This window comes from Clostridium ragsdalei P11 (genome assembly GCF_001675165.1).
GTDB classification, from domain to species: Bacteria; Bacillota; Clostridia; order Clostridiales; family Clostridiaceae; genus Clostridium_B; species Clostridium_B ragsdalei.
The window spans coordinates 64,941-77,535 of the sequence record NZ_LROS01000008.1; the positions used below are offsets into that span (position 1 = coordinate 64,941).

Genomic DNA, 12,595 nt, shown 5'->3' on the forward strand with positions numbered 1-12,595 from the left:
AATAGAGGGGACTATTATTAAACTTTACCTAAGTACATTTATTATTTTATACAATTGATGTGACAGCAATATGTCACATATATTAAATAATTGTTTAGTTTCTTAATATTGTATTAACTTTTAACTTAATTTTACCTTTACTCAGGATTTATCCTACATACTTTTTATCATAATAAGTAAAGATAGATATATATATTTTAAAATTTAAGGAGGATGTCCATGCAAACTAAAAATTTACAAAAGCTGTTACTAATAACAAGTACCATAGCAATATTTTCAATTATATTGTATTCAAATAATTGTTTAAAATCATCCTTAAATTCTCCACCACCTCAAACCACAAGTTTTTCAAGCAATACTGTCATCTCTGAAGATACAGATATACTGAAAAATATAAATTTGGATCCCAAAATTTATTCTGAGTATTACATTGAAAAGGTTACAACTTATGTAAATTCATACAGAGAACAAGGTAAAATAGTATTTTTAGGAGACAGTCTTACAGATATTGGGCAGTGGAATGAGCTATTAGATAATCCTGATATATTAAACCGCGGTATTAGTTCTGATACTACTTCTGGAGCTTTAAACAGATTAAGTGAAATTACAAAATTAAAACCCCGAAAAGTTTTTATTATGCTTGGAATAAATGACATTGACAAAGGATTATCTATAGGAGTGATTATTAAAAATTATTCCAGGATACTACAAAATATAAAAACTGATTCTCCTAACACTTTAATATATGTAGAAAGTGTTCTTCCTATAAATAAAGATATATATAAAACCAGAACAAAAGATAATCAGATAATAAATTTAAATGCATCCTTAAATAACCTTTGTAAAAACTCAAATGTACAATATATAAATCTGTATCCCCTCTTTACTCTGCCAAACCAAAACAAACTTTATAAGGAATACACTATAGGCGGATTGCATGTAAATGGGAAAGGCTATAAAGTATGGAGAGATGCTATAAAATCCTATTTATAAAAAAAATTCCAATAGATTTAATTTATATAAACTAAATCTATTGGAATTTTTTATATTTGGGTCTAGCGCAAATACATGATATGATAAAATAAAGGATGTGTAAAAAAATGAACTTGTTAACTGCAGAAAATATAAGTAAAAGTTACAGTGAAAAAATATTATTTAAAAATATATGTCTAGGTATAAATGAAGGAGATAAAATAGGTGTTATAGGTGTAAATGGTACAGGAAAATCTACACTTTTAAAGGTAATTGCAGGATGTGAAACTTCAGATGGAGGTAAAATTACTAAATCAAAGGAAGCTTCTATAGGATACCTTCCCCAAAATTCTGATTTTACAAGCAGTAATCTAACAGTTCTTGAGCAGATTTTTAGGGGCACTTCTCCTGTTATGAACCTTTTACGAGAATATGAAAAAACTCTTAAGCTTATTGAAAAAAATCCAGAAGACAAGAGTCTTCAAGCTAAAATTGGAATCTTAAATTCCAAAATGGATGCACAAAATGTGTGGGAAATTGAAAGTCAGGCTAAAACTATTTTAACCAAACTTGGAATAAATGATTTTAATGAAAAAATATCTGTGCTCTCTGGAGGTCAGAAAAAGAGAGTAGCCCTTGCATCTGCTCTTATAACCACTTCAAATATTTTAATACTTGATGAGCCTACAAACCACCTTGACGATGAAACCATAGAATGGTTAGAAGATTTCTTAACAAAACGAAGTGGTGCCCTGCTTATGGTAACCCATGATAGATTTTTTTTGGACAAAATAACTAATAGAATGTTTGAACTTGATAGGGGAAAACTCTATAGTTATATGGGAAACTATAGTAATTTTCTTGAAGAAAAAGCTGAAAGACTTGAAACTGAAAATGCCAATGAAAGAAAAAGGCAAAATCTTATAAGGAAAGAACTTTCCTGGATAAGAAGGGGTGCAAAAGCAAGAAGTACAAAACAAAAAGCCCGAATAGAAAGATTTGAACAATTAACTACAGAAGGTACATCTTTAAATAAATCAAAACTTAATATTAGCCTTCAGAGTACAAGAATCGGTAAAAAAGTCATAAACCTGGATAACATAAGCAAAAGTTTTGGTGAAAAAACATTAATTAAAAATTTCACTTATAACGTACTAAATAATGATAGAATAGGTATTATTGGACCTAATGGAAGTGGTAAATCCACTCTTATGAATATTTTAACTCAAAAAATTCTGCCGGACAGCGGTACTATAGATATAGGTGAAACAGTAAAAATAGGATACTATTCTCAGGGAATTTCTGATATGGATATGAACGAAAGGGTAATTGAATACATACGTGGGACATCAGAATATGCCTCAACTTCATCGGGTGAAAAAATAAGTGCTTCTGCTGTACTTGAAAATTTTCTATTTGAACCTTCAGTTCAATGGACTCCCCTTGGAAAACTTTCAGGAGGGGAACGAAGAAGATTATACCTTCTAAAAATACTGATGAATTATCCTAATGTACTTTTACTGGACGAACCAACAAATGATCTGGATATAGAAACACTTACAATCCTAGAGGATTATATTAATGATTTTGAAGGAACTGTTATAGCTGTATCCCATGACAGATACTTCCTTGACAAAACAGTTGATAAAATATTTTCTTTTGAAGGAAATGGTAAAATCGCTCAATATACAGGAAACTACTCCCATTTTCACGAAACTGCAAAAATACCACAAGAAAAAATAACCACTAAGAACAATACAGCTAAAAACAATTATAGGTTGCAAAAAGAAAAGCCTTTAAAATTTACCTATGCAGAACAAATGGAGTTTGACAAAATAGATGAGGTAATTGAAAATCTAGAAAAATCTATATCTGAAAAGAAAATAGAAATGGAAGCTGCTTCATCTGATTATGCACTTCTTGAAGATCTCTTATCTGAAAAGAATTCACTGGAAAAAGAATTAGAAGAAAAGATGGACAGGTGGACTTACCTAAATGAACTCAATGAAAAAATTGAACAAGAGAAAAACACTAGACATTGTTATTAACACTGTCTAGTGTTTTTTCTATCAATACTTTATTTTTCAACACTTGTTATCTCATCGTTTCTATCTTTCACTTCCATATTGTAAAAATTTTCATTTTTAGGAAGTTCCATTCTAAAGCAAGAGCAATTCTGTACATAAGCCTTTACACTTTCAATAGAAAATTCGCTTACATGTCCACCAAATTTCTTATCTTTATTTATAAAATGGAAGTGGTATCCAGGGACATTAAGACCTTCAACATAATCGGGACATCTAAATCCAACCACATATCCATCAACATCATTATATTCAAACATAGGTTGATTTTTAACAGCTTCAGCCATAGGCTTATAAGGCATATTCTGTTTTACAACAGTACGTGTTTTTACATAATTAAATTTACCTTCCATATAGAAAGCATAAAATATATTTTTACTTTCTATAAAGCTGTCCAATTCTTTTCTTATATCTTCATAAGAAGTACAATTTTGAATATTATAAGTGTTATAATTCTCCATTTCAGTGACTACAGCAAAAGGAACGGATACGTTTTTGGAACATACGTATACACTGCCATCAGGTTTAGTCCTATAAAAAGTTCCATTTAAGAGAGTTAGTTCACCATCTAGACCTTTAAAAGTACCTATACCAAAATTTCCTTTTTTTAGAAGTTTAGATAATGAAACACAGCCATCATATAGTCCCGAAACAAGTGCATTTATTGTAGACATTTGATATATATGGTTTGGGACTTTCACCTCATCATCCATATTACATTCACCTCTATGTCATTATAGCATAGCAAATTCCTACTTTCTACTCTTAGAATCTGTCACTACAATTAAACACATTTGCTTAAACCATTTAGAAGGTTGATCAAATTTACAAATCTGCAAAATTTAAATTCATAACATTTAGGAATAAATTTCTTTAATGTTAACCTATGCTAAATTTCTTTTGCTGTCTTCTCCAGTTTCCTTTTTTGATTTAAATATCTTGTAAATCACCCCAAGCATTATAAACCATACAGGTGTTACAAATAGAGCTACACGAGTTTCATTATTAAGTGCCAATGTAACTATAACAAAAGCAAAGAATGCTAGAATTATATAGTTCATGATTGGATAAAGTGGCATTCTAAATTTATTCTTGGCAGCAAGTTCAGGTTTAGTTTTACGATATTTCATGTGGCAGATAACTATAATTGCCCAAACATATATATAGCAAAATGTTGATATACTTGTAATTAGTACAAATACTTCACCTGGCATGATATAGTTTAAAATAACTGCAATTAATATAACGGCTGCAGAAAATATTGCAGCATTGCAAGGTATATGGTTAGAAGTTAATTTTTTCATTGAATCAGGTGCATTTTTTTCTTGAGCAAGAGAGTAAACCATACGGCTTGTACTGAAAATACCACTGTTACAAGCAGATGCAGCTGATGTTAGTACAACAAAATTTACAATGCTTGCCGCTGCTGCAATTCCAACTGAGGCAAATACCTGTACAAATGGGCTTTTAGCCGGATTAATTGAGTTCCATGGATATATGCCCATAATAACAGCAAGTGCTCCTACATAGAAAATAATAATTCTAATTGGAATGTTATTAATAGCCCTTGGAATAACATGCTCTGGATTTTCAGTTTCACCAGCTGTTAAACCAACCAATTCGATTCCAGTGAAAGCAAACACAACCATTTGAAATGAAAGTATAAAACCATTTACCCCATTTGGTAACCAACCGCCATGTCTCCAAAGGTTTGAAAAGCTAGATGCACCAGCACTTGTAGAAAATCCTTTAATAATCATAAATGTACCAACTATAATAAGTGCTAAAATTGCAACAACTTTAATTAATGCAAACCAGAATTCCATTTCACCAAACAATTTCACCGCAGTAAGGTTCATAATTAGTAAAATTACAAGAACTATAAGGCTTGGCACCCATCGAGGTATATTGGGAATCCAGTATTGTACATATAGTCCAGTGGCAGCTACATCGGCCATAGCAAGTGAAATCCAGCAGAACCAGTATGTCCATCCAGTAATAAATGCTGCTCCTTCTCCTAAATAATCGTACACAAACTCTACAAAAGAATGGTAGTTTAAATTAGAAAGCAATAATTCGCCAAGGGCACGCATTACAAAAAATAAAATAATTCCTGTTATAGTATATGCAAATAAAATAGATGGACCAGCCAAGTGAATAGACCTGCCTGAACCAAGAAATAATCCAGTACCAATTGCACCTCCAATTGCAAGTAATTGGACATGACGATTTTTTAGTCCTCTCGATAAATTTTGATTTTCTGATGTTAATTGATCCATTTTATCCCTCCATCTTAGTTAAAAAGCATGTACTAAAAATGCCTTTTCCTATATAAATATTTTATGATTGGAGATACAAATGGGAATAGATAAGATCCAAATGAAGTAATTGATTATGTATTACTTTTTATAAGATATGTTACCTTTCCCCTGTCCTTTTACCTGAGAGTTTCGCCCTGCGACTTTCTCCTTCGGTGCTCAATAAGAGTCTCTCCAAGGATTCATCCAATAGCGGTCATCTCTATAATTAAATAGGTACCTGAAAGATTTACTTCTTCGGTGAATGGCAAAAGCCATAACTCTCCCACTATCTTCATCTGAATTATTAATTTTATTATATACTAATACATATTTAATAAAATTGCAACAACTTCTTCACTTTTAATAAATAAAAATTATATTTAGTCATAATTTCTAAAAGTATTTATACTAAAGTGACCATATTAAGTTAAAACTAAATAAAATTAGAGAAATGAAAATGCTTTTCTATTTAATTAATTCAAATCTCCACTTTTGGCTTACTTCAGGATACTTTTCATGATCTACTTCACTAACAAACATGTCTATTGGTCTTGCGAATACACCGCAGTTACCGTAAAGAGCTTTATATATAACTAATTCTTCTTCTGTCTCAGTATGTGTTGCAAAATCTAATATTAAGTAATTTTTATTTTTAAAGTGTCTAACCATCTTTCCTTTATGATTTCATAATTCTATTTTTCTTTTTTCTAATTCGTCCATATATTTCACACTCCTTAAATTTCTTGGTATTCACATAAAAATTAATAGCAAAGAAAAAAGTAATCCATCTGGCAAAGACTAGCACCTTTTTCCTACTAATATATTAATTACTCAACTTTCGCAGTTTTAAAACTTTGCGAAGCAAAGCTTCGCAAGTTAAGAATTAATAATGAAAAATTAATAGTAAAGGATGATTTTTAGCTGTCGCAAAAAATCTTTTAATTTATATAAATCAGCAATGTTTCGTTTTAGAGAAACGAGTGGTGAAAAGCTTAATCAAAGATTTTTTGTAGTGTAACGGAAAAAAATTCACATTAACTATTAATTCTTCATTCTTAACTATTAATTAAAAAAGTTTATATGTGCGAAAGTTGAGTTAATTAGAATCCAATATTCCTAAAACAAAATAAACATTCTAGGATTGATTAGTGTTATCGGCACTTTCAATTGGAATTATAATTGCTTGGATAATATCTCAACTAATATTTTAATGAAAAAAATCGTAAGTACAATTATAATTACAGGACGTACTACTTTTGATCCGCTTTTTGTAAAATAACCAGAGCCAATGTAATTTCCAGCAATACTAAATAAGCCTGCGACTAAACCCAAAACTAAAAATACCTTTGCATTTATAATGAATGTTACTAAACTAGCTACATTTGATGATAAATTTATAGCCTTTGTAATTCCTGCAGAAGTATTCATACTCAAATTTGCAATGCTCGTCAATAATAACAATAAAAATGTTCCTGTTCCTGGGCCATAAAACCCATCATAGACTCCTAAAAAAAATGCAATTAGCATACATGTTATGTAAGTTTTATAACTAATTGATGTTTCCTGTTTATTATCTTCAAGATTATGCTTATGTAAAACATAAAATGCTGTTATAGGCAAAATGAACAACATTAAAATTTTAAAATAGAAGTCTTCTATTCTTAAGGAAATAAGAGCTCCAAGTGGCGACCCAATCAAAGCACAGACTGCACTGCAAATTCCTAGTTTCAGCTTTATATATCCATTTTTAGCATAGCGACATGTAGCTATAATTGTCCCCATACAAGAACTCATTTTATTTGTACCAATAGCAAAATGAACCGGAATACCTGAAATCATATATGCTGGAAGTGATATAAGTCCTCCTCCGCCTGCAATTGCATCTACAAAACCCGCAATAAAAACTAGTGGGCATACTATAATATATGTAATCATTTCTAACCTCCCCATAAATTCATACAATATTGATATTACCAACTTTTTAATATATAATCAAATTTATATATTTTACTTATCATATAAATTCAATTTATACTGAGGTGAAAAGTTTGTTTGAAAATATGAATTATGTTTACGATATATATAAATCCGGAAGTTTCTCCAAGGCAGCAGAGAATTTATATATAACACAGCCTGCCTTAAGTATTGCAATCCGCAAATTGGAACATAACCTTGGCCAATCTTTATTTGAAATAGGTAAAAAAATTTCTAAATGCGGCATGATCTCTGCTCAAATAAAAAAACAATCAGCATCTTTCTGCTAGTCAATCTGCAGTTGACTTATATGAGCTAAAAGATCTTCCATTTCTTTTATTAGAACCAAGCAATGAAATTTTTAGAAGAACTAAAGCAATTTTTAATTATTATCAAATTACACCTTTTGTAAAAATGTCATTTAATCAACAGATGACTTCATTTGAATTTGCTTCAAAAGGTCTTGGAGCTGTTTTTATTTCAGATACGCTGGTTAAATATTCGCCAAATGCGCAAAATTTTCGCTTTTACAAACTAAATTGTCCTATGCTAAAACGAGGAGTTTCTATTGCCTATAACAAAAATCAATATCTTTCTAATGCCTCTAAGAGATTTATCGATTACACTATTAAATTTTATAAAAGTAAATTTCATTAATCAATCTCTATGGTTATTTTTGACATATACTAAAAAATATTATATACTAAAGAATAGAATATGTTGACTAACTAGTTAGTCTAATTTTAACTTGTATAAATAGGAGGTAAAAAGGATGCATAAATTGATCGATTTAACAATCAATGAAGAACAATTGAAAAAAACAGCAGCCAGTGCCAAAGAAAAAAATATCATTATTCCAACACTAGCACAAATGAAAGATTCCAGCAAGGTGCCTGCAAAAATTAAATCTAGATTAAAAGAAACAGGATTATGGGACATAGATCCCATTAATTTATTTAGAATTTCCTGGTATAATGAGCCTGTAGCAAAAGGTGGTTTGTACAACAAATTACCAAACTATATTGAAATTCCTCCTGAAATTTCAGGTGTTAAAGCTAGAATTTTTGCTATGGCAGGAAAGTTCTTTCCAACAGGAGCTCACAAAGTTGGGGCAAGCTTTGCTTGTCTAGTTCCACGTTTAGTAACTGGTCAATTTGATCCTACTTACCATCAGGCAGTATGGCCTTCAACTGGTAACTTCTGCCGTGGGGGAGCTTATAACTCAGCATTACTAGGCTGCAGTTCAATTGCTATCTTACCGGAAAATATGAGTAAAGAGCGTTTTGATTGGCTCAAAAAAGTAGCTGGAGAAGTTATTGCTACTCCTGGTTCCGAAAGTAACGTAAAAGAAATCTATGATAAAACATGGGAACTAAGAAGAACAAGAGATAATGTTGTTATATTTAATCAGTTTGGTGAACTTGGTAACCATTTATGGCATTATGAAGTTACTGGCAGTGCTATGGAATCAGTCATTAAAGCTGAAGCTGGTGAAAAGGGAAAATTTGCTGGCGTATGTTTAACATCAGGATCAGCTGGAACTTTAGGCAGTGCAGACTATCTAAAGGATCAATATCCAAATGCTAAATTTGCAGTTGGCGAAGCATTACAATGTCCGACTCTGCTTAACAATGGTTTTGGCGAACATAGAATTGAAGGTATTGGAGACAAACATGTGCCGTGGATTCATAATATAAAGAATACAGACATGGTCATTGCAATAGATGATAATGATAGTTTAGCTCTGTTCCGTCTATTTAATGAACCTGCTGGACAAGAATATCTAAGGTCTGCAGGAGTTAAAGAAGATGTAATTAAAAAGCTTTCATGGGTTGGTATATCAGGCGCAGCAAATATACTTTCATGTATAAAATTCGCAAAATATTATGAATTAAATGAAAATGATATGGTAATAACAGTACTTACTGATTCAGCAGAAATGTATCAATCAAGATTACAAGAAATGACTGCTGAAAGAGGAAGAGATTATGAAGTTGTTGATGGTGCTATAGATCATAATAGAAATGTTTTAGGCGTTAGAACTGATAGTATGGAAGAATTAACATATCAAAGTAAAAAGCGTATTCATAATCTTAAATACTATACATGGATTGAACAGCAACAATATGATTTAGAAGAATTAAATGCACAATGGTATGATTATGATAATTATTGGGGTAAGCTGCACCAAATGGGACCAGAACTTGATAAATACATTGAGGCCTTTAATGAGAGAACTGGTTTAACAAAGAATCTATAATGCTTAGTAATAAAAGTTGTATGTTAAGGGGTATATTGTACATATATCCCTTTTCTTGTCTCCTAAATTAACCATTCATAATAATTCTAAAGACATTTCTACTACCGCAAATATATAATCCCATGTAAATAAAAAAATGCAAAACGTACTGCAAACAAATTAGTAAATTTGTTTGTGAAGAACGGCACGGCGGAAGAATGTAGGCAAAATAAAAAAGCACCAGGTCAAAACCTAGTGTTTTCTAGTGGGTAAGCAAATCTATAAGCCGAGTTCTGTATTAGACAATCATCTATCTAGGCCCATTGTTACCAGTGGGCTCAAGCGATACTACCCGAAAGCAAAGCGGGCCGCTTTTATATGCTTTCCTATTCGATCTTGCTTCAGATGGGGTTTACATAGCCGCAAAGTCACCAATGCGCTGGTGAGCTCTTACCTCGCCTTTCCAACCTTACCGAAATAAAATTTCGGCGGTATATTTCTGTTGCACTTTCCTTCAGGTCACCCTGACTGGGTGTTACCCAGCACCCTGCCCTATGAAGCCCGGACTTTCCTCTCCTGTATTTCTACAGCAGCGATTGTCTGACTTACTTACGAGTTACATAATATCATAACTAATAAAATATTACAACAAAAATTTTAATTTTTTAATGTAAGTTATTCAATTGAATGGTTATAATGTACTATTCTACCGCAATTATCGCAATAAACTATATGCTTATTCTTTTTGATATCATCTACAGTAACAGCAGATACCTTCATTTTACACCCAGAACAGACTCCTTTTGAAATTACGGCAGCTCCTGTCCCCTTAACAGAACATAGTTCATTAAACTCATCCAAAAGTTTTTTAGGAATACGTTGTTCAAATTCCTTAATATTACCTTCTGCCTTAACTATATTTTCTTTAGCTCTAACTCTGTTCTCACTGCTACTTTCCTTACAATTATAAAACTTTTCTTTTAAATCCATCAACTTTTTTCTACTTTTAGACTTTTCTTTTGATGTATTCTCTTCTTCATACATAAGATTTAAACTATCTTCTTCCAGTTTCTTCATATCATTTTCTTTCAATTTAATGGACTTCTCCAGTGTTTCCATAAACTTTAAATCATACTTCATGTCTCCATATAACTTATTCTCATCTATCTTTATATCCCCTTTTAGCTTACTTATTTTTTCTTCTAGTTCTTTCATATCCTCTTCTATCTTTTTAAATTTATTATCTATATTTTTGTAATTTAGCTTTTCTGCCTCAAATTCTTTTTTCATCTCTTTCAATAAGCTAACATTTGAATCTTCTTTTATATCTTTCTTATTTTTCTTTATAATCCCCATATTTTTCTGAATTTCAATAAGTAAATTTATCATATCTTCCTCCCATTAATTTAAATAAATTTTTTAAATATAATTCTAGAGTAAATAACACCATACTGTGAAATACTTTCCATATTTATTTTAAAAAAAGTAGAAATGAATTCAATTTTCATTTCTACTTATATTTATACGGACTTTTATTTACTTTTGATAAAATTACAGTATTCTCAAATCCTCTTACTTTTATTTCATGTCTTAAAAAATCAGCTATAATTTCCATAGCAGGCCATTCTGTTCCGAAATGTCCTGCATCAATTACAGCTATACCTTGTTCTTGAAAATCACTTACATAATGATAAGTAGTATCACCTGTAATAACACAATCTGCACCTAATGCTTTAGCTGCATCAAAATAATCCTGGCCACTTCCGTTTACAAGAGCCACTTTACTTATAATTTTAAGTTCATTTCCTGAATATCTAATTGAAGAGATATTCAAACATTTCTTTACCTCATTACAAAACTTAGCTAAAGTCATAGGTTCGGTAAGGCTTGCAATTCTTCCTATACCACAATCATTTTCGCCATAATTCTTAATTCTAGAAGGTTCAATAACCTTATAATTGGTAAGTCCAAGCTTTTCCATAATAATATCATTTATTCCACCTTTTACAGAATCCAGATTAGTATGACTGGAATATACATTTATATTATTTCTTATTAACTCTATTATTTTTTTTCCTATTAGAGTATCAGTAGTTATGCTGTACGGTCTTTTAAAAAGTAGTGGGTGATGGGTAAATATAAGATTACAATTATTCTTTACAGCTTCTTCTATTACTTCTAGTGTGCAATCTAAAGCCACAAGTATAGATCCTACTTCAGATTTCATATCTCCTACCATAAGCCCTACATTATCATAGCTTTCTTTAAGTATAGAAGGTGCTCTTTTTTCCAATATATCATGTACATCCTGTACTCTTAAATACATTCTATCAACTCCTGCAGCTTCTTTATTTTATTACATAAATCTTCTTTCCTTCTTCTCGCTAGCTCTGTATTGTCTTTTATATTTAAAATTATTTTATTATAGGATTCAATCTTACTTTTTACAAATTTTAAAAGAAGCTTATGCTTTTTATCTATCAAAGCCTTTCCCACTTCATAGAATATACTATCTACTTCTTGTTTTTCATTATCATATCTTATTTTTATTATCTCATAAAATCTGTTTTCGTCAATACATAATTCTTCATCTATTATTTTAAAACCACTTTTGTATATATATTCTCTAAGAACTTCAGAATTTCTCATAGGTTGAAGTATTAAAGCATCTGCCCTTTTAAACACTTCCATACCGTCAATAATTATGTCTCTTATAAGATTGCCTCCCATACCTGCAATTATCACATACTGAACTTCTCCAGGCTTTATAGAGGCAAGTCCACTACCGAGTCTTACATCTATTTTATTTTCCAATCCATGAAGTTTTATATTAAATCTGGCTTTTTCTACAGGTCCTTTATTTATATCTGAAGCTATAGCCCTTTTACACACCTTACTTTCTACTAGATAGATAGGGACATATCCGTGATCTGTACCTATATCCGCTGCACATTCACAATTGTCTACCATACTTGATACAGTTTTAAGCCTTAAACTAATTTCCATATAATCCTCCATTCCAAAAT

Annotated in this window: 11 protein-coding genes, 1 other RNA gene, 1 pseudogene and 1 riboswitch; of the genes and pseudogenes, 5 read left to right on the forward strand and 8 right to left on the reverse strand. The window is 30.9% G+C overall.

Annotated elements, in window-relative coordinates; genetic code table 11:
• Nucleotides 1-219: 219 nt before the first annotated feature.
• Together CLRAG_RS03935 and CLRAG_RS03940 are read left to right on the forward strand one after the other, a co-directional pair.
• Complete coding sequence (locus CLRAG_RS03935; RefSeq protein WP_065077190.1) at nt 220-993, forward strand: GDSL-type esterase/lipase family protein; 774 nt, start codon at nt 220-222, stop codon at nt 991-993.
• A 107-nt stretch (nt 994-1,100) separates the two neighbouring features.
• Nucleotides 1,101-3,020, forward strand: a complete 1,920-nt coding sequence (locus CLRAG_RS03940; RefSeq protein WP_065077191.1) for an ABC-F family ATP-binding cassette domain-containing protein — start codon at nt 1,101-1,103, stop codon at nt 3,018-3,020.
• 29 nt (nt 3,021-3,049) lie between these two features.
• Here the strand turns inward: CLRAG_RS03940 and budA are convergent, their stop codons facing one another.
• The 4 genes from budA to CLRAG_RS03960 form a co-directional block, all read right to left on the reverse strand.
• Entirely contained in the window at nt 3,050-3,769 is a 720-nt protein-coding gene (budA, locus tag CLRAG_RS03945) for an acetolactate decarboxylase (RefSeq protein WP_065077192.1), read from the reverse strand.
• Nucleotides 3,770-3,940: 171 nt separating this feature from the next.
• Nucleotides 3,941-5,335 (reverse strand): amino acid permease, encoded by a 1,395-nt coding sequence (locus tag CLRAG_RS03950; RefSeq protein WP_065077193.1) that lies wholly within the window; start codon nt 5,333-5,335, stop codon nt 3,941-3,943.
• A gap of 140 nt (nt 5,336-5,475) precedes the next feature.
• A riboswitch (glycine riboswitch) is annotated at nt 5,476-5,562 on the reverse strand.
• Nucleotides 5,563-5,821: 259 nt separating this feature from the next.
• On the reverse strand, nt 5,822-6,025 hold the full coding sequence (locus CLRAG_RS03955) for a DUF1653 domain-containing protein (RefSeq protein ID WP_065077194.1): 204 nt from the start codon (nt 6,023-6,025) through the stop codon (nt 5,822-5,824).
• A 504-nt stretch (nt 6,026-6,529) separates the two neighbouring features.
• On the reverse strand, nt 6,530-7,291 hold the full coding sequence (locus CLRAG_RS03960) for a sulfite exporter TauE/SafE family protein (RefSeq protein ID WP_065077195.1): 762 nt from the start codon (nt 7,289-7,291) through the stop codon (nt 6,530-6,532).
• Between the two features lie 113 nt (nt 7,292-7,404).
• Here CLRAG_RS03960 and CLRAG_RS21030 point away from each other — a divergent pair, with 113 nt between their 5' ends.
• The 3 genes and pseudogenes from CLRAG_RS21030 (at nt 7,405) to CLRAG_RS03970 (ending at nt 9,590) form a co-directional block, all read left to right on the forward strand.
• Nucleotides 7,405-7,620, forward strand: a complete 216-nt coding sequence (locus tag CLRAG_RS21030; RefSeq protein ID WP_242872086.1) for a helix-turn-helix domain-containing protein — start codon at nt 7,405-7,407, stop codon at nt 7,618-7,620.
• A gap of 43 nt (nt 7,621-7,663) precedes the next feature.
• A pseudogene (locus tag CLRAG_RS21035) lies at nt 7,664-7,987 on the forward strand (LysR family transcriptional regulator substrate-binding protein); the annotation flags it as partial.
• Between the two features lie 115 nt (nt 7,988-8,102).
• Nucleotides 8,103-9,590, forward strand: a complete 1,488-nt coding sequence (locus tag CLRAG_RS03970; RefSeq protein ID WP_065077196.1) for a pyridoxal-phosphate dependent enzyme — start codon at nt 8,103-8,105, stop codon at nt 9,588-9,590.
• 245 nt (nt 9,591-9,835) lie between these two features.
• Here CLRAG_RS03970 and rnpB read toward each other — a convergent pair.
• The 4 genes from rnpB to CLRAG_RS03990 all read right to left on the reverse strand — a co-directional run bounded on the left by rnpB (nt 9,836) and on the right by CLRAG_RS03990 (nt 12,575).
• Nucleotides 9,836-10,181: RNase P RNA component class A (gene rnpB, locus CLRAG_RS03975), an RNA gene on the reverse strand.
• A gap of 63 nt (nt 10,182-10,244) precedes the next feature.
• Entirely contained in the window at nt 10,245-10,958 is a 714-nt protein-coding gene (locus tag CLRAG_RS03980; RefSeq protein ID WP_065077197.1) for a zinc ribbon domain-containing protein, read from the reverse strand.
• A 121-nt stretch (nt 10,959-11,079) separates the two neighbouring features.
• Nucleotides 11,080-11,895, reverse strand: a complete 816-nt coding sequence (locus CLRAG_RS03985; protein WP_065077198.1) for a Nif3-like dinuclear metal center hexameric protein — start codon at nt 11,893-11,895, stop codon at nt 11,080-11,082.
• Nucleotides 11,886-12,575 (reverse strand): tRNA (adenine(22)-N(1))-methyltransferase, encoded by a 690-nt coding sequence (locus CLRAG_RS03990; RefSeq protein ID WP_065077199.1) that lies wholly within the window; start codon nt 12,573-12,575, stop codon nt 11,886-11,888. The genes CLRAG_RS03985 and CLRAG_RS03990 overlap by 10 nt, the downstream gene beginning before the upstream one ends.
• Nucleotides 12,576-12,595: the final 20 nt, after the last annotated feature.